Below are 20,739 nucleotides of genomic sequence, written 5' to 3'. Positions count from 1 at the left end.
AAAGGGACGTAAGTACATGACTTACGTCCAAAAGATTGGCTCCTTGGATGAAGGGGTTTTCACTTAGTATATTACCAACCTTTTATTAAGCAATATTAAATTTGATGTAAATTATTTGTAAAGTATGTCGAAAAAACGATTTAGAGCACAAAAGTTAATGTAACTTTTCAATTTTTTTATTTAATTTTACTGTAAATGTCGTTCCTTTACCAACTTCACTTTGAACACTAATTTGTCCTTTATGAGCCTCAACTAGATGTTTGACTATCGCTAAGCCTAAGCCGGTTCCTCCTGAATTCCGACTTCTTGCCCGATCAACACGATAAAATCGCTCAAATATTCTTGGAATCTCTTCTTGCTTAATCCCTATGCCTGTATCAGATACTGTTACTAAGGCATACCCATCATGCTTTTCAACTTTCACATGGACAGATCCACCCTGTGGTGTATATGTTAAAGCATTGTTTATTAAATTAATAAAAATCTGTTTTAATCGATAAATATCCCCTTCAATATATGTCATGTTTTCAGGGAGTGTAACAGTCAATTCTATATCTTTTTCTTTCGCCTTGCTTTCAAGTATCACAGAAATGTCATCTAATATTTCTCTTAAATCACATGGTTGAATAGAGAGCTGGAATCCTTGCTGCTCTATTTTCGACAAATCTAATAAATCTTTAATCAATGTTTGAAGACGATCACTTTCTTTCAATATAATCGAAAGAAAATATTCAGCTGTTTGTTTATCACTAAGAGCACCATCTAATAAGGTTTCACTAAAGCCCTTAATAGATGTGATCGGCGTTTTCAACTCGTGTGAAACATTTGCTACAAAGTCTTTTCGCATTTGCTCCAATTTTTTCAATTCAGTAATATCATGAAAAACAAGAACAATTCCTTTCCATTCATCATTTGTACCGATTATTGGAGCCCCATAAACTTCAAAATGTCTTCGCTCAATATTAAGTGGAAGGTGCAACTGTTTTCGAACCTTTACTTCGGTCATAAATATTTCTTCCACAATCTCTATGATTTCCTGATGCTTGAATGCGTCATAATAAAGCTGATAAAGAAAACTGGCTGAGTCTACCTCAAAAAGTTCTTTATATGCTCTATTCACCAGATTTATATACCCTCTGCCATCAATTAAGATCAGGCCACTCCCCATATTTTCAATAAGAGTTTGAAGCCGGTCCTGCTGCATTTCCTGTGCTCTTGTCATGTCTTGAAGATTTCTAGCTAATATATTTATTGACTGACTTAACATGCCAGTTTCATCAAGATGATCTTCATACGTCCTAGCTTTATAATTCCCTTTTGCTAACTCCATCGCAACTTTTGTCGCTGATTCAATCGGACGAGTGAATTGCGCGGTAATACGAACTCCAATCAAAAGGATAATAATAAAAGAAATGCCTAAACTGGCCACAAGAATTGCCCACATTTGTTGATTCACTTTTGTTAATGAATCAACAGATGCACTAATAATAACGATTCCTTCGCTATTAGATCCTTCAATAATTGGAAATCCATAATGAGCAATATCCTGGTCTGTATAATAGTAGCCTTCTTTTCTATCTTTCATTAACGGATATACATTCTTCATCAGACGTTGATGATCATGACCTTTTTTTAATATCCCAGCTTCAAAAACAATTTGCTCTTGAGCTGAAATTACGGTTACATGTGATTTATATTTTTCTCCCAGCTCATCAAGAAGATCTTCTATCTCTTGATTTGTTAAATCTTCATTTGTCACAATAGACAGTGTAAGGTTTGCCTCTCTCATCATTTCTTCTTTAAATGAATTTAGATAATAGCTATTAAAAAGTTGACCTAATAATAAACCTAACCCTGCTAATACTGAAATAATTAACGTGATGAGAGCAAATAAAAATCGTGAGCGGAACCTATTCATTCATCTTTGGCTCCTCAAGCTTATAACCTAACCCTCTTATTGTTTTTATATATAACGGTTTCTTTGTATTTCTTTCAATTTTTTCTCGTAAATGACTAATGTGTACATCAACAATTCTCGTGTCCCCTGCAAAATCATAATTCCAAACTGCACTAAGAAGTTGATCCCTTGTAAGAACACGACCTTTATGTTTAGCTAAATAAACAAGTAATTCAAACTCTTTTGGAGTTAAATCTAAACGTTCCTTACCATAATAGGCTTCATAGTGATCAGGTAACACCCGTAAATCACCAATTAGTACCTGATTTGCGTCATCAATTTCATTAAGTTCCGGCTCAGAATGTGATTGACTTCTTCTTAATATAGCCTTTATCCTAGCTACAACCTCTCTTGGACTAAAAGGCTTTGTCATGTAGTCATCTGCACCTAATTCCAAACCCAGCACTTTATCAAATTCATCATCTTTAGCTGTCAGCATAAGGATAGGAACCATAATTTTACGTTGCCGAAGCTGTTTACAAACCTCAATTCCATCCATCTTAGGTAACATTAAATCTAAAACCAGTAAATCTGGTTCTTCATTTATACATATGTGTAACCCTTCTTCACCATCCATTGCAGTTAACACGCTATACCCTGCCTGTTCAAGGTTATATTTTAATAAGGTGGAAATTGATTGTTCGTCATCTACTACTAATATTCTCTTACTCATTTATAGGGCCTCCAAGGATATAATTTCCCTTCATTTGAACCAATCAGTCTATTTTATATTAATGTATCTAGTTCTATTCTAGCTAAAAGATAGGATCAAGAGCAACTATTCGTTTCAATATCCTTAAATATGACTAGAAAAAAGTAACCATGCTATTTTCATTTATAAAAAGCTGACTCGCAATGAGTCAGCTTAATCACTTTCCTATTTTAAAAATTCTCTAATGCTTCTCCTTCGATTGGTGTTATTTTATATGGAGGGCAGACAGTAACTTTTCCTTCCAAGACAGTTTCATTTTCGGTGTTTTCAGCATGAACCCGAATGACAATCTTGTTCTCTGCAGTAAATACTTCACTCACTTCAAATAGAAATTGAATAACACTATAATGATGCAATGGCTGAAGAAAAGAAATCTCTTGTTTGACAATGTTACTTCCAGGACCTGGTAAATATTTTGATATTGCAGAGGTAATAATCCCTGTGAGCATGATACTTGGAACTACCGGTTTTTCGTATGGTGTTTGAGAAGCATAATCATGTTGTATATACAAAGGGTTAGCATCATTGGTTAACCCTAAATAAAGGAGAAGGTCTTTGTCCTCAATCTTCTCAGTTAATGATAATTTTTCACCAACCGTGATTTCTTCAATATGCCTGCCAAGCTTTTGTTTCTTTCCTAGAAGCATATTTGCACCACCTTCATCGATTTTTATAAGGAAAGGCTAAGTATTAATTAGTATAAAAAAGAAAATTGAGGTAAATCCCCCAACTTTCTTGGTTAAATCTATTAATTATGAAAGGACCTTCATAACATTTCGTACAGAGTCAGCAGATTTCTCAAGAGCCGCTTTCTCTTCAGCTGTAAGGTCTAGCTCAATAATCTTCTCTAGACCATTTCCACCTAAGACAGTTGGAACACCTAGATATATTCCATCAAACCCATATTCACCTTCAAGGTAAACGATTGAAGGAAGGACGCGACGTTGATCTTTTAAAATTGCTTCCACCATTTCTACTAAAGATGCAGCCGGAGCGTAATACGCACTACCATTCCCTAAAAGATTAACAATTTCTCCGCCACCTTTACGAGTTCTCTCGACGATAGCGTCTAATCGATCTTTAGGAATTAATGTTTCTAAAGGAATTCCACCTGCATAGGAATATCGTACTAAAGGAACCATATCATCACCATGACCGCCTAATACGAATCCAGTAATATCTTTTACAGAAAGGTTTAGTTCTTGGGCAACAAACGTACGGAAACGAGCTGTATCAAGTACTCCTGACTGTCCAATCACTCGGTGCTTAGGAAAACCTGATTCTTTAAAAACTGTATATGTCATAGCATCAACAGGATTTGTTAATACAATAATTGTACACTCAGGAGAGTATTTTACTACTTCCTTTGTAACAGATTTCATAATACCAGCATTTGTTGAAACAAGATCATCACGACTCATTCCAGGTTTCCTTGCAATACCAGCAGTAATCACGACAATGTCTGAATTAGCTGTATCTTCATAATTCGATGTACCGATAATATTCGCATCAAAGCCTTGGACAGGACTAGCTTCAAGCATATCTAAAGCCTTCCCTTTTGTAGGGTTTTCCATCTGCGGAATATCTACTAACACCACGTCTGAAAGTTCTTTTTGACCTAATAAAAATGCAGTTGTAGCCCCAGTGAAGCCACCGCCGATCACAGATACTTTTTTACGTTTAATTGCCATATCTAACATCCCCTTAATATGTATTAGGTTTGGAAAAAGGGGCTGCTTATGTGTTTTGAATTAAAACCATTCAAACACATAGCAAAACCCCGATATTTTTAGATAAGCATAAATTGTTAAGAATTAATCCATATTCTTAATTAATTCATCACCAAACTCAGAACATTTCACTTCTGTTGCACCTTCCATTAGACGGGCAAAATCATATGTTACAACTTTTGAAGCAATCGTCTTTTCAACAGAATTGATCACTAATTCTGCAGCCTCTGTCCATCCTAAGTGCTCAAGCATAAGAACACCTGAAAGAAGAACAGAAGATGGGTTAACTTTATCAAGACCAGCATATTTTGGTGCAGTACCATGAGTCGCTTCAAAGATTGCGTGGCCAGTCTCATAGTTAATGTTTGCACCTGGTGCAATTCCGATACCACCTACTTGTGCAGCAAGAGCGTCGGAAATGTAGTCACCGTTTAGGTTCATTGTTGCAACAACATCAAACTCACGAGGACGTGTTAAGATTTGTTGTAAGAAGATATCTGCAATGGAATCCTTAATGATAATTTTTCCAGCGGCTTCTGCATCAGCTTGAGCTTTATTAGCAGCATCTTTTCCTTCCTTTTCTACAATGCGGTCATATTCTGCCCATGTGAATACTTTATCACCGAATTCTTTTTCAGCAAGCTCATAACCCCAGTTTTTAAAGGCACCTTCAGTAAACTTCATGATGTTTCCTTTGTGAACTAGTGTTACAGACTTTCGGCCATGCTCGATTGCATAATTGATCGCAGCTCTTACTAAGCGGCTTGTCCCTTCTTGAGATACAGGCTTGATACCAATACCAGAAGTTTCAGGGAAGCGAATTTTGTTAACTCCCATTTCATTCTTTAGGAAGTTAATTAATTTTTCTACTTCTTCAGAACCTTTAGCATATTCAATACCAGCATAGATATCCTCTGTATTTTCACGGAAGATAACCATATCTGTATCTTCTGGACGCTTAACAGGTGAAGGTACACCTTGGAAATAACGTACAGGACGTAAGCATGTAAATAAATCTAGTTCTTGACGAAGTGCAACGTTTAGTGAACGAATTCCTCCACCAATTGGTGTTGTTAATGGTCCTTTAATTGCAATTAGGTACTCGCGGATAACATCTAATGTTTCAGCTGGTAACCATTCTCCAGTTTGATTAAATGCTTTTTCCCCTGCTAAAACTTCTTTCCATACAATTTGCTTTTCCCCATTGTATGCTTTATCAACAGCTGCTTCTAATACACGTGATGCTGCAGCCCAGATATCCGGTCCAATTCCGTCACCTTCAATAAATGGGATGATAGGATTATTTGGTACGTTTAATACTCCATTTGTTACTGAAATTTTTTCACCTTGTGTCAAGAAAATTACCTCCCAGATTATGTAGTTGCTTCATACCTATTCTACCAATAGATATAAACATCTTAAAGTATTGGACTCTAATTTTTGGTAATAAAAGATTCCATATATTATATGATAAGTAGGTACCGATTCCATATAGCATCCCCCCAAAAGGGAGGAAATGCATTCGGAATCAACCTCTACTAACATCCATTGTATACTTAGCCACGTTGTTCCAATGGAACATATGCTTGCTTATCTGGACCAACATATTCTGCTCGTGGTCTAATTAAACGATTATTTTCATATTGCTCTAAAATATGTGCTAACCAGCCTGATACACGGCTTACCGCAAAAATAGGTGTGAATAAATCATGATCAATACCTAAACTATGATAAACAGATGCTGAGTAAAAATCTACGTTTGGTGGTAATGGCTTTTTGGACGTAACCAATTCTTCAACCTTAGTTGACATTTCATACCATTTAGGTTCACCTGTTAGTTTTGTTAATTTCTCAGACATTTTCTTTAGATGCTTCGCTCTAGGATCTCCTTGACGATAAACACGGTGGCCAAAGCCCATTATTTTTTCTTTATTTGCAAATTTCTCATTGATATAGCTCTCAACATTTTCTACATCCCCAATTTCAGAGAGCATTTTCATAACAGCTTCGTTTGCTCCTCCATGAAGAGGACCTTTTAATGCGCCGATGGCTGCTGTAACACCGGAATATACATCTGACAATGTTGCAACACATACTCGTGCTGTGAATGTAGATGCATTAAGCTCGTGATCTGCATGTAATACTAACGCTTTGTTAAAGGCTTCGATTGCAACTTGATCTGGCTCTTGACCAGAGAGTGTATATAAAAAGTTTGCAGCCATTGACAGGTCTGTTCTAGGTTCTACAGGTTCTAAACCTTTGCGAATACGTGCAAATGTGGTCACAACAATAGGAAGTTGTGCTTGTAAACGGATCGCTTTTCTATAATTTGCATCAGGATCCATCACATCTGCTTCCTCATCAAATAATCCAAGTAATGATACGGCAGTACGAAGAGCAGCCATTGGGTGAACTTTATCGATAGGGTATGTTTTGAAGTGTTCAATGACTTGCTGTGGGATTTTAGCATTTTCAGCAAGCTGTTTTTTAATCTCTGCTAGTTGTTCTGAATTTGGAAGCTTTCTGTGCCATAATAAATAAACCACTTCTTCAAAGCTAGCATTTTCAGCTAAATCATCAATATTGTAGCCCGCATATGTTAAAGTATCATCAATAATCGAGCTAACAGATGAAGTAGTTGCAACGATTCCTTCAAGACCTTTTGTTGCTGTCATAAAAAACCTCTCCTTTACCTTTTATTCCCCATTTGATTCATCTTAAAAGTTTAAAAGATTTAAGTACAAGAAATACTGTTGACCTCAACTTTTAAAGGTGTTCCCTATGTAAGGAAGCTTTTGTCAAATATATTTCTTATCATATATTAAAGATCATTATAATAGCTGTTTTGATCAAAATTTTTAGTACTTAAATGTCTACTTTTAAACTTTTAGACGATTGAGCGCTTGCTCACATGCAAGCAACCCAAAAAGAAAATGCTTACATTTTTTATTATTTTGAAAAAACATCACATGGCTTTTTTCATGTGACATATTTTATACTATCAGGGTAAGCAAAAATAGAAATGATAGTATAACTCGTTTGCTAAAGGCAAACCTTTAAGCATTCAGGGATTATTTTCGAAGCTAATCCTATTATAAACAATTATCAGACTTTTGTGAATGAAAACCACTTTAATAGTTAAAAATTTGTTAGAAAAATGTTTTTTTAAGGATTTCTTCAATAAAATCTACATCCCTACTATTACAATAACATAAATTTGTTATATTAGTGTACAGGATTTTTTTATTTATTAAACCGTTTTCAGGTTTTTTCTATATTCAACTAAAGAGCTTAACTATTTGCATCGCTAAATAAGCTATCCCCGCACCAATTAAAGGCCCCACCGCAACACCGTTAAACAGCGATACCGCGAGAATTGTACCAAAGACTAAGGCCGTTGTAATATGCGGGTCCTCTGCAAGAAGTGTTAAACCATTTTTGGCAATCAAGGCAACAGCTATTCCTGCACCTAATGCAATCCAAGCATAAGACGATTTTAAAGCATCGATTAATTGTTTAAAGCCAATTTCCCCTGTTGCAATAGGGACTAATACAGCGATCGTGATAATGGTTACTCCCCAATTAATTCCTTTCGAACCAATTGTAGGTAACAACCTAGACTCTAACCCTAGTAACTTTATTAGAAGCAAACATCCAACAGCAATCAATAAAGATTGATTCTTTGCTATAAATCCGATCGCTAATAAGATAACTAAAAATAAAAATGATTGATTAAACAAGTAAAAAAACCTCCAAAACCACATAAAAAATTATTTGCATCATTCAATATTGCCAGGCAAAGTTCAGGACAAAAATAAAGTATAAACAAGCTCCATATGTAATAAACATGCTATATAACAATAAAAAATCTATGACTAGTGAATTTTATATAGCCCATAGAGTATAGCATATAGGGGGATTGCAAGAGTGAATTTGCAATACATTAATAGCATATTGAGGGCCTTGTTAATTCTGGCCATAGTCGCTTTGAGTTTATCCATTGGTTATTATCTAGCAACGCTCACGTATCCATTTATTATTGCCATTTTGATTAGCATGCTTATAAACCCTATTGTAAATGGATTAGAACACTTTTTAAGAATTCCTAGGGGAATATCCGTTATCATTTCCATTTTACTCTTAATTTGCTTGATTGCCGGCATCCTTATTCTTTTAGTAGCCGAAATTGTTGCTGGTACTACCTACTTAGCTAAAGTTATCCCCGGTCACCTAGATTTATTAGCTCTTTATATTGAAACGTTTTTCGTGACAAAAATTATGCCCATTTATAATCAATTAACTTATTTCTTTAATACACTCGAAACGAATCAACAACAATCTATTATTGCAAATATCCAAAATATTGGCGAGCAAGTTGCTTCAAGTGTAGGAAACTTTATTAAAAGCTTTTTAGAAAATATCCCTGCTATGATTAGCTGGTTGCCTAACGCAGCAACCGTTATTATTTTTTCTTTACTTGCCACATTTTTCATAAGTAAAGACTGGTATAAATTTAAGTCTGCTGTCTCTGTTGTTTTGCCACAGAAAGCAAAATCTAGCGGAAGAACTATCTTTGAGGAATTAAAAAAAGCATTAATTGGTTTTATACGAGCGCAAGCAACCTTAATTTCCATTACAACCGCAATTGTCTTAATCGGACTATTAATTTTAAGGGTAGACTATGCGATTACAATTGCTCTTTTAATTGGTCTGGTCGATATCCTTCCCTATTTAGGAACAGGTTTAATCTTTGTACCCTGGATTGTCTACCTATCCTTTAGTGATGGAATGCCCCTTGCTATTGGACTAGGAATCCTCTATATAATCGTTTTAGTTCAACGACAAATTATGGAACCGAAAGTACTTTCTTCAAGCATCGGTTTAGATCCACTTGCAACACTCATTGCTCTTTTTATTGGTTATAAAATGATTGGCTTTTTAGGATTAATTGTGGGACCTGTCGTATTAGTCATATTAAAAACATTGAAGAGTGCCGGAGTTTATGAAGATTTATGGAAGTTCATTGTGGGAAATCATGCAAAATAAAAGCTTTGGACAGTTCCCCGCTTTTTCGATGGGAACTGTCCCTATTATCTGATATCTCCATCAACCTTATGGATATCAAGTGTGATCCGTCATCTAATAATCGTAAATCTATTTTTCTCTATAAGTTTTCGAATTGCTGATTGTAATAGAGGCTTAATTTTACTTCTAGTGATAGGTATTAGTAATAAAAAACCAACCGTATCGGTAATAAATCCTGGCGTTAGCAGCAACAGGCCTCCAATCAATATACATAACCCATCAATAATTGCTCCCCCGGGGATTTGTCCAAATTGCATTTGCTGCTGAGCATTTCGTAATGTCTCTAGTCCCTGTTGTTTTGCTAACCAGGCCCCAACAACACCTGTCAAAATAATCAGCAAAACAGTTGTAATGGTTCCTATTGTCTTGCCTGAAAGGATGAGAATTCCTATCTCTAAGGCAGGAATAACGATGATTAGCAGCATTAGTAAGCGCATTTTATTCACCTCTTCTCATTATATTCTATTAAATACTATTCAATTGTAGTAAAAAAGAGAAGGAAAGAACCCTTCTCTTTTTACATCTCTTTTAAAATAATATTAAAGAACACTTGCATGACCTTGATAGATCACACCCCTAACAGCATCAACTGTAATATCTTGTCCATCCTGTAAAATTGTTGTTGCATCTTCTACACCTACGATAACAGGGATTCCCAAGCTTAATCCAACTACTGCAGCATGACTTGTAAGACCGCCTTCTTCAGTAATTAAGGCAGAAGCTTTTTCAAGTGCTTCCATCATATCACGGTCAGTGCTTTGCGCTACGAGAATTGCACCATCTGTCATTTTTTCTTGAGCATCTTTAGCTGTACTTGCGACAACAACTTTACCAAAAGATGATTTTCTGCCGATTCCTTGTCCCTTTGCAAGTACATTACCAATGACATGTACTTTCATTAGGTTTGTTGTTCCAGACTCGCCAACCGGAACACCAGCCGTAATAACAATTAAGTCACCGTGTGTAACTAAACCACTGTTAATTGCTTGAAGTATAGAACTGTCTAACATTTCATCTGTTGAAGTTGAGTGATTTCCACTTCTTGGATAAACTCCCCAAACTAATGCTAACTTACGGGAAATTGAATCAGAAACCGTAACAGCAATGATTGGTGCCTTTGGACGATATTTAGAAATCATTCTAGCTGTGTGACCACTTTCAGTTGGGGTAACGATAGCAGATACACCTAAATTTAGTGCCGTATAAGCCGTAGATTGTCCAATTGCATCTGTAATTGTTGTTCCTACTTCTGCACTTCGCTTTGAAAGAATTTGTTTATAATCTAAAGCTTCTTCTGCTCTTGATGCGATATTATGCATCGTTTTAACCGCTTCCACTGGATAAGAACCAGCTGCTGTTTCACCAGAAAGCATGATCGCATCTGTGCCATCAAAAATAGCATTTGCAACATCACTTGCTTCTGCACGTGTTGGTCTTGGATTGCGTTGCATACTATCAAGCATTTGAGTAGCTGTGATAACAGGTTTACCTAACGCGTTACATTTACGAATTAACTCTTTTTGAACTAATGGTACTTCCTCTGCAGGAATCTCAACACCTAAATCTCCACGAGCAACCATTAAACCATCAGATACCTCTAAAATTTCATCGATGTTGTCAACACCCTCTTGATTCTCAATTTTAGGGATGATTTGAATATGAGAAGCATTATGCTCTTCAAGTAATTCACGAATTTCAAGAACATCTGAAGCGCGGCGAACAAATGAAGCAGCAATAAAATCAACATCTTGTTCAATTCCGAATACGATGTCCCTAGCATCTTTTTCAGTGATCCCTGGTAGTTTAACGCTAACACCTGGTACGTTAACACCTTTTTTATTTTTTAATGTACCACTGTTCTTGATTAATGTTTTAATTTCACCTTTCGCATGATCTAAACTTAGAACTTCAAGTTCAATAAGGCCATCATCAAGTAAAATAGTTGACCCAGTATGTACGTCATCAATTAGTCCTTCATATGTTACAGAAAATTTCTCTGTTGTCCCTACAACTTCGTCCATAGAAATGATGATTTCATTTCCAGCAATAAGTTCAATAGCTCCGTTTTCCATTGTATTTGTACGAATCTCTGGACCCTTTGTATCCAATAGAATCGCTACATTTTTATTTAATTTAGCTGAAGCCTCTCTAATATTCTTAATTCTTGAACCATGTTCTTCAAAATCCCCATGGGAAAAATTTAAACGGGCTACATTCATTCCAGCTTGCATCAACTCAGACAATTTGTCGATCGCTTCACTAGCTGGACCAATTGTACATACAATCTTCGTTTTACGCATCTTGTTTTCCTCCTGCCATTTTGACGAATAAAGGAGATAGACAACCTGCATTGCCCACTCCCCTATTCATAGTTAGTTTGTTTTTATTTTTAATTTACTATGTGGAAACGATACCACCAGGTTATTATATGGATAATTCTTTTGAAAGTCTGTACATATTTTCATCGACTGTATGAGGCTGATCCAGAATTTCCAGGATATCATGATGAACCAATTCATTTTTCTGGATACCTACACAACGTCCGCCTTTTCCTTCTAAAAGTAATTCAACAGCATATGCTCCTAGTCTGCTAGCTAACACGCGGTCAAATGCGGTTGGAGAACCTCCACGTTGAACATGGCCTAGGACAGATACACGCGTTTCAAATGAAGTAGCTTCTTCGATTTGCTTAGCAAATTCAACACCACTTCCTACACCTTCAGCAACAATAATGATACTGTGTTTCTTTCCACGTTCATTACCTCGTTTTAAACGGGATACAACTTCATCTATATCATAGTCAGCTTCAGGGATTAAAATAGTTTCTGCCCCTCCAGCTAATCCTGACCATAGAGCAATATCACCAGCATGGCGACCCATAACTTCAATAACATATGTACGTTCATGAGATGTTGCAGTATCACGAATTTTATCAATCGCATCGATAACTGTATTTAGAGCTGTGTCAAAGCCAATTGTAAAATCTGTTCCAGGTATGTCATTATCAATCGTTCCAGGAACACCTACACAAGGGAACCCATGCTCAGTAAGCTTTTTAGCTCCCATATAAGATCCGTCTCCACCTATGACAACTAATCCTTCAATACCATGCTTTTTCAATTGCTCAATACCTTTTTTCTGGCCTTCAATTGTTTTAAATTCAGGACATCTTGCAGAATATAGTTTAGTTCCTCCACGGTGAATAATGTCACCTACAGAACCAAGTTCTAGTTTCTCTATTCTACCTTCAATTAATCCAGTGTATCCATGGTAGATTCCATATACTTCAACATCATGGTAAATTGCTTTACGAACAACTGCTCGAACAGCAGCGTTCATACCAGGAGAATCTCCTCCACTTGTTAAAACACCTATTTTTTTCAACCTTCCTCACCCCACTATAAATAAATAGCTATACCTTAATTACTTCAAAAATAACATGAAAATATTATAGATACAACTAAAAGTCAACTTTTGTCGAATATCCTTTTTATGAGCCTTATTCATTATACAATAAATTATCATCTGTGTTTATTGAATTATGTAATTTTGCAAAAATATTGTACAATTTTGTGCTCCTTGAGAACAGGTAAAAGAGTCCGAAAAGAAAACGTGGACCTGTTCAGGCCACACGTTCATCTATTTTACCCCAAGAAGATCGTTCGCAAACGACACTTGACCTATTCTTTTATATTTTTCATAACGATGTTGAATTAATTCTTTACTACTCATAGTTGAGAGTAGTTTTAAAGAATTAGCCAAAACCTCTTCAATATGCTTTGCTTGGAGACCTACATCCTTATGGGCTCCACCCTTTACTTCAGGTATAATTTCATCCACAACACCTAATTCTTTCAAATCTGGTGCTGTAATCTTCATCGTTTCTGCTGCTTTTTTTGCTAAACTAGCATCCTTCCATAATAAAGCAGCAGCTCCCTCAGGAGAGATAACAGAATAAGTAGAGTTCTCCAACATATGAATGTAGTTTCCTACTCCTAATGCCAAGGCTCCACCGCTACCACCTTCACCAATGACTATACAAATAACCGGTACTGATAATCCAGCCATTTCGAACAAGTTTTTAGCAATCGCTTCGCTTTGTCCTCGTTCTTCTGCAGCTTTACCAGGATAAGCACCTTTTGTATCAATAAAGCAAATGATTGGACGGTTAAATTTATCTGCTTGTTTCATTAATCGTAATGCCTTACGATATCCTTCAGGATGTGGCATCCCAAAATTTCTTCTAATATTTTCTTTCGTATCTTTTCCGCGTTGGTGACCAATCACTGTAACGGGAACCCCTCTAAATTTAGCAATTCCACTTACAATCGCATCATCATCGCCATAATAGCGATCACCGTGGCACTCTATGAAATTTGTGAAAATATGTTCAATATAATCAAGAGTTGTTGGACGGTTTGCATGTCTTGCAATTTGAACCCTATCCCACGGCTTTATATTTGAATAGATTTCATTTTCAAGCTTCTCTAACCTGGCTTCTAACTTTTCAATTTCTGAAGATAAGTCGACATCAGATTGGGCTGTAAATTCTTTAAGCTCTTTGATTTTTTCTCTGAGCTCCATAACTGGCTTTTCAAATTCAAGTTCAGCTACCATGTGATCTCACCTCCTGCTTGATGGATATCAAGGATATTCCCAAGAGTCTCTTTTAGATCTTGTCGGTTGATAACTGCATCTAATTGACCATGCTTTAATAGAAATTCAGCTGTTTGGAAATCTTCTGGAAGTTCTTCTCGTATTGTTTGTTCAATAATTCTTCGACCAGCAAAACCGATAAGTGCACCAGGCTCTGCAAAGTTATAATCACCAAGTGAAGCAAAACTTGCTGAAACTCCACCTGTAGTTGGATGAGTCATTACTGAAATAATTAAACCGCCATTGTCACTAAATAGCTTGAGAGCTGAACTTGTTTTTGCCATTTGCATTAAGCTTAGAACACCCTCCTGCATTCTCGCTCCACCAGAAGCAGTAAAAATGATGATAGGCAATCCTTTTTCATTTGCAGTCTCTATAGCACGAGTAATTTTTTCTCCTACAACAGATCCCATGCTTCCCATTCTAAAACTTGCATCCATAACAGCAACAGACGTCCTATATCCATTAATAGTCCCTTCTCCTGTAACAACCGCTTCATTTTGCTTTGTTTTTTGACGATCTTTTTCTAGCTTTTCTTCATAGCCAGGAAAATTCAACGGGTTTTCAGAAATCATTTCCTTATCATATTCAATAAAACTATTTTCATCAAATAAGCTAGATATACGCTCTCTGGCGTTCATTTGATGATGATAGGAACAATTCATACACACTTTTAAATTTTTCGTTAATTCCTTTGTGTACATTATTTTTTTACAGTTTGGACATTTTATCACAATACCCTCTGGAACATCTTGTTTTGCCTGCTCTGAAGGAATTGAGGCATATTTCTTCTTCTTTGGTTTTGGCTTTGTAAATAGATCTTTAAGCTGCAAAAATGGTACCTCCCCTTTACTTAAGCTGCTACTCTTTTTCGTTTCAATAGTAAATCAATTCTTTCGATTATTGTCAATTAACCTAACTGTAACCAATGATGGACAAGGATGTTGTAGAATTCTGTCTGTTTCTATTCGACATTTTCTTTAAGAGATACCAATTGATAAATTCTATACACTTCCATTTGGTCTTTTTCCAATAAAGCCTTTATTAGCTTTTCACCATTTTTTTTTGTATAGAAAACCTCATCATTTCCTTTATGAACAAAGTAAACATATTCATTTAATACATTCCAAATTCGATATAAGAGGTGGTTATTTGCTAAGAACATTAACTCTTTCATAAATTCATATCTCGTCATCACACATTTGTGGAGTTTTTCCCCCAATACTTGCAATGATCGATATTGGTTATTTGATAAAATTAAATCCAAGGCGTTTCGTTCAAGAAGATTGTTCATCTCAATAATATCATCGATCGCTTTAGAATCTTCTAAAATAAAAGTGCCAAGTAATTCAATAAGATTATGCTCTCTAAAGTCCTTTAAAAAGGTGCCTTCTCCTCTTCTCGTTTCAATCATTCCAAGTAATTCAAGTGCTCTTAATGCTTCTCGAACAGAGGACCTTCCGACCTTAAGTTTTTCAGCTAACTCTCGTTCGGAAGGAATCTTATCACCATACGAAAGTTGTTTTTCTGCAATATATGCTCGAATATAACGCAGAATCTCAATATATACTTTTGATTGTGTGGCTGACAAAGACGTATCACTCACTTTTATTCAATAATGGCAAGCTGCCTTGTTTTTTCAGCAACTTCCTCAGGATCAACCTTTATTCTTGCTACACCTGTCTCCATTGCAGCTTTTGCGACTGCAGATGCAACAGCTGGAGCCACTCTTGAATCAAAAGGTGCTGGTATCACATACTCAGAGCTCAATTCCTCTTCTGTAATAAGCGATGCAATAGCCTCAACTGCCGCGATTTTCATTTGCTCATTAATATGCGTTGCTCTTACATCCAGTGCTCCTCTAAACATTCCAGGGAACGCAAGAACATTATTCACTTGGTTTGGAAAGTCGGAGCGACCCGTTCCAATTACCTTCGCACCTGCTTCTTTAGCTTCCTCAGGCATTATTTCAGGAACTGGATTTGCCATTGCAAAAATAATTGGATTCTCATTCATGGATTGGACCATTTCTTTTGTTAACGCTCCTTGAACAGAAACTCCTATAAATACATCTGCTCCTTTAATGACATCAGCAAGTGAGCCTTCTTTATGATCACGGTTTGTATATTTTGCTACTTCAGACTTCACACTGTTCATTCCATATAAGCGATTTTCGAAAATCGCTCCTTTTGTATCACACATGATAATATCCCTTACACCATAACGGTATAAGAGTTTAATTATGGCAATTCCTGCAGCTCCTGCACCGTTTGCAACTACGCGGATATTTGACATGCTTTTACCAACTAATTTTAAGGCATTAACAAGTCCTGCTACTGTGACAATTGCTGTACCATGCTGGTCATCATGGAAGATTGGAATATTTGTTTCTTTTTTTAATCTTTCTTCAATAACAAAGCAGTTTGGTGCTGCTATATCTTCTAAGTTAACTCCCCCGAAGGTAGGTTCAAGAAGCTTAACAGTATTTACGATTTGATCAATATCTGTTGTATTCAAACAAATTGGAAAAGCATCAACACCAGCAAAGCTTTTAAATAATACTGCCTTTCCTTCCATTACAGGCAATGCAGCCTCCGGCCCAATATTTCCCAACCCTAACACTGCAGTCCCATCAGAAACAACAGCCACCATATTGCCTTTCATTGTGTAATCATATACTTTATTTTTATCATCATAAATATCTTTACATGGTTCCGCTACACCAGGTGAATAAGCCAGACTTAAATCATAAGCATTTTTTACAGGAATTTTTGATTTCGACTCTAGCTTTCCTTTGTTAACTCGATGAATATGTAATGCTTCTTCTCGCAATGACATAAATGAACACTCCCTGTGAAAGTCATTAGAACATGATAATTCTTCAATTTAGAACTAAAGCGCGATGTCCTGTAGTAACGACTTAAGAGCTTTATGTCAAAGCGCTTATCCAAAGTTCTAAGAATTATATCATTTTCTTAAGCAATAAAAAGATAATCAATAGTTTCCTACGATAAAATCTCGTTCTGCTTTCAATGTATCTTTCAAATCCTTTAAGTGGTCTGACCACCCGTTAATCATTAATAAATAATAACATAAATCAATACTTTGTAAAGTATCGTTTCAAGATTAGATACGATTAGCATAGGCATATTACATCTATAGTTCTCATCCCTTTATCAACACAACATTTTCCTTTCCTAGCAATTTCATTAATTCATTTACACTAGTATCAGATGCTGTAATAAAGAAATCCTCGGGTAATTGGACGGTGCGTTTCTCATTCTCATAATGAAGAAAAACTGGTGTATTGCCATGAAATTTTTTAAGGATATCCTTAACTTGAATAAGCTTATTTTGATCTGTACTCTGTTTTTCTATTTTGATGAAAAGCTTTTCTTGTTGTGCAGGCACACGCAAATCATCAGTTGCAATTAATTGCTGAATAATAAATTGTATCTTATCATGCCGTCTCTCTACCTTACCTACAAACAAGTACACCAATCCATCTTTCGCTTTTTCACTATATTTAGTATAAGTTTGCGGAAACATAACAGCATCAACTTCCCCGGTTTCATCACCTAAACTTAAAAAAGCCATAACCTCCCCTTTTTTTGTTCGAATTGTTCTTATAGTCCCGATCATTGCACCTATTGAAGCTTTATGATCGACTTTCGATGGTAATTGATCGATCGTGTTTGCCCCTATCTCTGTTAGCCTTTTACGGAAAATCTCAACAGGATGGCTTGAAAAATAAAACCCTAAAGAGTCTTTTTCGAATCTTAGTTTTTCCTCTGTTTTAAATGGTTCTACCTCTATATATTTTGGCTTTAAATTAAACTCATCACCTAAAAACAAATCAAAAGAATGATCATCTGCAGGTGTCATCAGCTCAGCATGCTCAATTGCAACATCTAAGCTAGCCAATAACGTTGCTCTGTCAACTTTAAATTCATCCATTGCGCCAGCAAAAATAAGCTGTTCCATTATTCGTCTTGTCACAATTTTCATTGAAACTCTAATGCAAAAATCAAATAGATCTTCAAATGGTTTTTGTTTTCTTACGTGAAAGATTTCTTTAACAGCTGCAACCCCTACGTTTTTAATTCCCGACAAACTATAACGAATGGCTCTCCCTTCAACTAGAAACGGAAATGCACTCTTGTTAATGGAAGGGGGTAATACTTGGATTCCTTTTTGCTTAGCTTCCCGAACATACTGAGCAACCTTTTCTTCGTTTCCCCTTACACTTGATAATAACGCCGTAAAAAAATAAAGCGGGAAATTAGCCTTCAAATATGCCAATTGATAAGCAATCATACTATATGCAACAGCGTGGCTCCTGTTAAATCCATAATTAGCAAATTTCACAATCAAATCATATATTGAATGTGCCACCTGCTCACTATATCCATTTGATTGACACCCTTTAACAAAGTGCTCCCGTTCTTTATCAAGTATTTCTTTCTTTTTCTTTCCTACGGCTCTCCTTAACAAATCTGCCTCCCCTAATGAGAAGCCTGCCATTGTGGAAGCAATCTCCATGATCTGTTCCTGATATACAATGACACCATATGTGTTCTGCAGGATAGGCTTAAGTGCGGGATGTATGTATGTTATGTCACTTCTATCATGTTTTCGATCAATATAAAGAGGAATATTTTCCATGGGACCTGGTCTATATAAAGCATTTACTGCAACGATATCCTCTAAATCTGTTGGTTTCAAACGTTTTAGCACACTTCTCATACCATCAGATTCAAGCTGAAAAACACCTGTTGTATCACCATTAGATAAGAGATGAAATGTTTTTTCATCTTGATAAGGCAGCTGTGAAAGGTCCACATTCTTCCCTTCTCCACGCTGAATCAGTGTGATGATATGTTCAATTAATGATAAATTTCTTAATCCCAGAAAATCCATCTTTAACAAACCAAGGTCTTCTAAGTAATCCATAGAAAACTGTGTTAAATAAACGTCTTGTTGTCCTTCCTGTATTGGGACTATATTTGTCAGCGGCTGGTCACTTAAGACAACACCTGCTGCATGTGTTGAAGTATGACGAGGAAGCCCCTCAATTTTCAAAGCTGTTTTGAAAATTTGTTTATATAGCTCACTGTCATTTATGGCTTTCTGAAGAGTTTGCGATTCTTTATACGCCTCGTTTAATGATATTCCAGGACGTGAGGGAATAAGCTTAGAAAGCACATCAGTTTCTTTGGGAGAAGCTCCCATCACACGCCCCACATCACGAATGGCAGCTTTTGCTGCTAAAGTACCAAATGTAATAATTTGAGCCACATGAAGTTTCCCATATTTATTAGCTACATATGAAATCACTTCATCACGCCTTGTATCTGGAAAATCGATATCAATATCCGGCATGGAGATACGTTCAGGATTTAAAAACCTTTCAAAAAGCAACCTATGCTTAATTGGGTCAACATCTGTAATCCTTAACACATATGATACAAGTGACCCCGCAGCAGAGCCACGACCTGGCCCTGTCAATATTCCATTTTCGTGAGCATACTTCATAAAATCCCAAACAATTAAGAAGTAATCACTAAAATTCATTCGTTTGATTATTGATAACTCATACTTTAACCGTTCCTCATATATAGAATCTTTTTTCTTCAATCGGGAAGACAATCCTTTAAAACACAACTCCTCTAAATAATCATCCGCACTTTGATTTTCCGGTGTTGGATATGTTGGTAAATGAGAAACACCTAAGTCCAGATTTACACAACACCTTTCAGAAATCCTCAAGGTATTTTCCAAGGCATCTGGATATCGTTCAAAAAGAGAAACCATGTCATTAGAGGATTTTAAATATTGTTCACTTGACTCATTAAGAACATTTTGTTCATCCGAAAGCTTGGCTCCGTTTTTGATCGCTAGCAAACATTTATATGCTAAATAATCTTCTTTTTCGATGTAAGAAACATCATTTACCGCTACAAGAGGACTATTTGTTTGGTTTCCTAATGTTATCAAATGCTCAAGGATTTCTTCTTGACCAGATAGCAACTGAATGCCAATGTAAAATGATTGTTGTCCAAAAATCGACTGGTAATCTTTCACTATGTTTAGATCACGATCTTGGTTTATCATATCTCGTCCAGGGAGAATAGCAATTAATCCTGTGCTGTAGCTTTTTAACCATCGCTTAGGAAGTCCTTCTGGTGTTTTAGTTTGTAGAGCACTACTTATCTTTATCAGGTTTTGGTAGCCTTCATTATTCTCCGCTAAAAGAACAAGAGGGATTTGTGAATCGCTTTCGATCACTTGAATTGTTAAGCCCATGATTGGCTTTATTCCATTTTGTTGACATTGTTTATAAAAAGAAATGGCGCCATACATCACTTGATAATCCGTTAATGCAATCGCCTTAAATTGAAGCTCTTTCGCTTTACTTACGAGTTTATCTAGTCTTGCTGCACTATTAAGCAAACTGTATGCACTTTTCACTTGGAGATGAATAAAGGGCATGAATATCCCCCTTTCTTTGCAAAATCTTTCGATCTGTTTCTTACACAATATTATATTCCTTGTAGAGGATGCAGTACAAATAAGAACATATAAATCGGCTCCATTAA

The 20,739-nt window shown here is 36.1% G+C and carries 16 protein-coding genes; 1 reads left to right on the top strand and 15 read right to left on the bottom strand.

Translation table 11 applies throughout. The annotated features are described in order from the left end of the window. Positions 1–154: 154 nt before the first annotated feature. The 7 genes from pnpS to AC4GZ8_RS15945 form a co-directional block, all read right to left on the bottom strand. A complete protein-coding gene (pnpS, locus tag AC4GZ8_RS15975) occupies positions 155–1,918 on the bottom strand; it encodes a two-component system histidine kinase PnpS (RefSeq protein ID WP_491082886.1) in 1,764 nt (587 codons plus the stop codon). After that, positions 1,911–2,630: a response regulator gene (locus AC4GZ8_RS15970; protein WP_491082885.1), complete on the bottom strand. Its 720-nt coding sequence runs from the start codon at positions 2,628–2,630 to the stop codon at positions 1,911–1,913. Before AC4GZ8_RS15970 ends, pnpS begins: the two co-directional genes overlap by 8 nt. Positions 2,631–2,839: 209 nt before the next feature. Further along, positions 2,840–3,316, bottom strand: a complete 477-nt coding sequence (locus AC4GZ8_RS15965; protein WP_491082884.1) for a MaoC/PaaZ C-terminal domain-containing protein — start codon at positions 3,314–3,316, stop codon at positions 2,840–2,842. A gap of 105 nt (positions 3,317–3,421) precedes the next feature. Next, the gene (gene mdh / locus AC4GZ8_RS15960; protein WP_491082883.1) at positions 3,422–4,360 is read right to left on the bottom strand and encodes a malate dehydrogenase; all 939 of its coding nucleotides are present in this window, start codon (positions 4,358–4,360) and stop codon (positions 3,422–3,424) included. Between the two features lie 123 nt (positions 4,361–4,483). Then, positions 4,484–5,755, bottom strand: coding sequence for an NADP-dependent isocitrate dehydrogenase (gene icd, locus AC4GZ8_RS15955; RefSeq protein WP_491082882.1), 1,272 nt, complete (start codon positions 5,753–5,755; stop codon positions 4,484–4,486). A gap of 200 nt (positions 5,756–5,955) precedes the next feature. Then, complete coding sequence (gene citZ, locus AC4GZ8_RS15950; RefSeq protein ID WP_491082881.1) at positions 5,956–7,074, bottom strand: citrate synthase; 1,119 nt, start codon at positions 7,072–7,074, stop codon at positions 5,956–5,958. Positions 7,075–7,677: 603 nt separating this feature from the next. Then, positions 7,678–8,139 (bottom strand): DUF441 domain-containing protein, encoded by a 462-nt coding sequence (locus AC4GZ8_RS15945; RefSeq protein WP_491082880.1) that lies wholly within the window; start codon positions 8,137–8,139, stop codon positions 7,678–7,680. Positions 8,140–8,326: 187 nt separating this feature from the next. On the opposite strand from AC4GZ8_RS15945, the gene ytvI reads away from it, so the two are divergent. Next, on the top strand, positions 8,327–9,445 hold the full coding sequence (gene ytvI, locus AC4GZ8_RS15940) for a sporulation integral membrane protein YtvI (protein WP_491082879.1): 1,119 nt from the start codon (positions 8,327–8,329) through the stop codon (positions 9,443–9,445). An 89-nt stretch (positions 9,446–9,534) separates the two neighbouring features. Here ytvI and AC4GZ8_RS15935 read toward each other — a convergent pair whose 3' ends face one another. The 8 genes from AC4GZ8_RS15935 to dnaE form a co-directional block, all read right to left on the bottom strand. Continuing rightward, positions 9,535–9,921, bottom strand: a complete 387-nt coding sequence (locus tag AC4GZ8_RS15935) for an FxsA family protein (protein WP_491082878.1) — start codon at positions 9,919–9,921, stop codon at positions 9,535–9,537. A gap of 102 nt (positions 9,922–10,023) precedes the next feature. Beyond that, positions 10,024–11,784, bottom strand: coding sequence for a pyruvate kinase (pyk, locus tag AC4GZ8_RS15930; protein ID WP_491082877.1), 1,761 nt, complete (start codon positions 11,782–11,784; stop codon positions 10,024–10,026). A 124-nt stretch (positions 11,785–11,908) separates the two neighbouring features. After that, positions 11,909–12,868, bottom strand: coding sequence for a 6-phosphofructokinase (gene pfkA, locus AC4GZ8_RS15925; protein WP_491082876.1), 960 nt, complete (start codon positions 12,866–12,868; stop codon positions 11,909–11,911). A 255-nt stretch (positions 12,869–13,123) separates the two neighbouring features. Next, positions 13,124–14,101 carry an acetyl-CoA carboxylase carboxyl transferase subunit alpha gene (gene accA, locus AC4GZ8_RS15920; RefSeq protein WP_491082875.1) on the bottom strand — a complete coding sequence of 326 codons (978 nt, stop codon included), beginning with the start codon at positions 14,099–14,101 and terminating at the stop codon, positions 13,124–13,126. Beyond that, complete coding sequence (gene accD / locus AC4GZ8_RS15915; protein ID WP_491082874.1) at positions 14,095–14,973, bottom strand: acetyl-CoA carboxylase, carboxyltransferase subunit beta; 879 nt, start codon at positions 14,971–14,973, stop codon at positions 14,095–14,097. Before accD ends, accA begins: the two co-directional genes overlap by 7 nt. A gap of 131 nt (positions 14,974–15,104) precedes the next feature. After that, positions 15,105–15,731 carry a FadR/GntR family transcriptional regulator gene (locus tag AC4GZ8_RS15910; RefSeq protein ID WP_491082873.1) on the bottom strand — a complete coding sequence of 209 codons (627 nt, stop codon included), beginning with the start codon at positions 15,729–15,731 and terminating at the stop codon, positions 15,105–15,107. A 17-nt stretch (positions 15,732–15,748) separates the two neighbouring features. Continuing rightward, on the bottom strand, positions 15,749–16,978 hold the full coding sequence (ystJ, locus tag AC4GZ8_RS15905; protein WP_491082872.1) for an NADP-dependent malic enzyme: 1,230 nt from the start codon (positions 16,976–16,978) through the stop codon (positions 15,749–15,751). Between the two features lie 327 nt (positions 16,979–17,305). Then, entirely contained in the window at positions 17,306–20,632 is a 3,327-nt protein-coding gene (gene dnaE, locus AC4GZ8_RS15900; protein WP_491082871.1) for a DNA polymerase III subunit alpha, read from the bottom strand. Between the last annotated feature and the right edge of the window lie 107 nt (positions 20,633–20,739).

It is taken from the genome of Metabacillus sp. RB-C-LZQ-3-1, from assembly GCF_058315175.1.
This window is presented reverse-complemented; position numbering and strand designations above follow the sequence as displayed.

What these genes read in the sequence shown, in the direction of transcription:
- pnpS (WP_491082886.1), bottom strand. Translation starts at nt 1,918, where the DNA reads ATGAATAGGTTCCGCTCACGATTTTTATTTGCTCTCATCACGTTAATT.
- AC4GZ8_RS15970 (WP_491082885.1), bottom strand. Translation starts at nt 2,630, where the DNA reads ATGAGTAAGAGAATATTAGTAGTAGATGACGAACAATCAATTTCCACC.
- AC4GZ8_RS15965 (WP_491082884.1), bottom strand. Translation starts at nt 3,316, where the DNA reads ATGCTTCTAGGAAAGAAACAAAAGCTTGGCAGGCATATTGAAGAAATC.
- mdh (WP_491082883.1), bottom strand. Translation starts at nt 4,360, where the DNA reads ATGGCAATTAAACGTAAAAAAGTATCTGTGATCGGCGGTGGCTTCACT.
- citZ (WP_491082881.1), bottom strand. Translation starts at nt 7,074, where the DNA reads ATGACAGCAACAAAAGGTCTTGAAGGAATCGTTGCAACTACTTCATCT.
- AC4GZ8_RS15935 (WP_491082878.1), bottom strand. Translation starts at nt 9,921, where the DNA reads ATGCGCTTACTAATGCTGCTAATCATCGTTATTCCTGCCTTAGAGATA.
- pyk (WP_491082877.1), bottom strand. Translation starts at nt 11,784, where the DNA reads ATGCGTAAAACGAAGATTGTATGTACAATTGGTCCAGCTAGTGAAGCG.
- accA (WP_491082875.1), bottom strand. Translation starts at nt 14,101, where the DNA reads ATGGTAGCTGAACTTGAATTTGAAAAGCCAGTTATGGAGCTCAGAGAA.
- ystJ (WP_491082872.1), bottom strand. Translation starts at nt 16,978, where the DNA reads ATGTCATTGCGAGAAGAAGCATTACATATTCATCGAGTTAACAAAGGA.
- dnaE (WP_491082871.1), bottom strand. Translation starts at nt 20,632, where the DNA reads ATGCCCTTTATTCATCTCCAAGTGAAAAGTGCATACAGTTTGCTTAAT.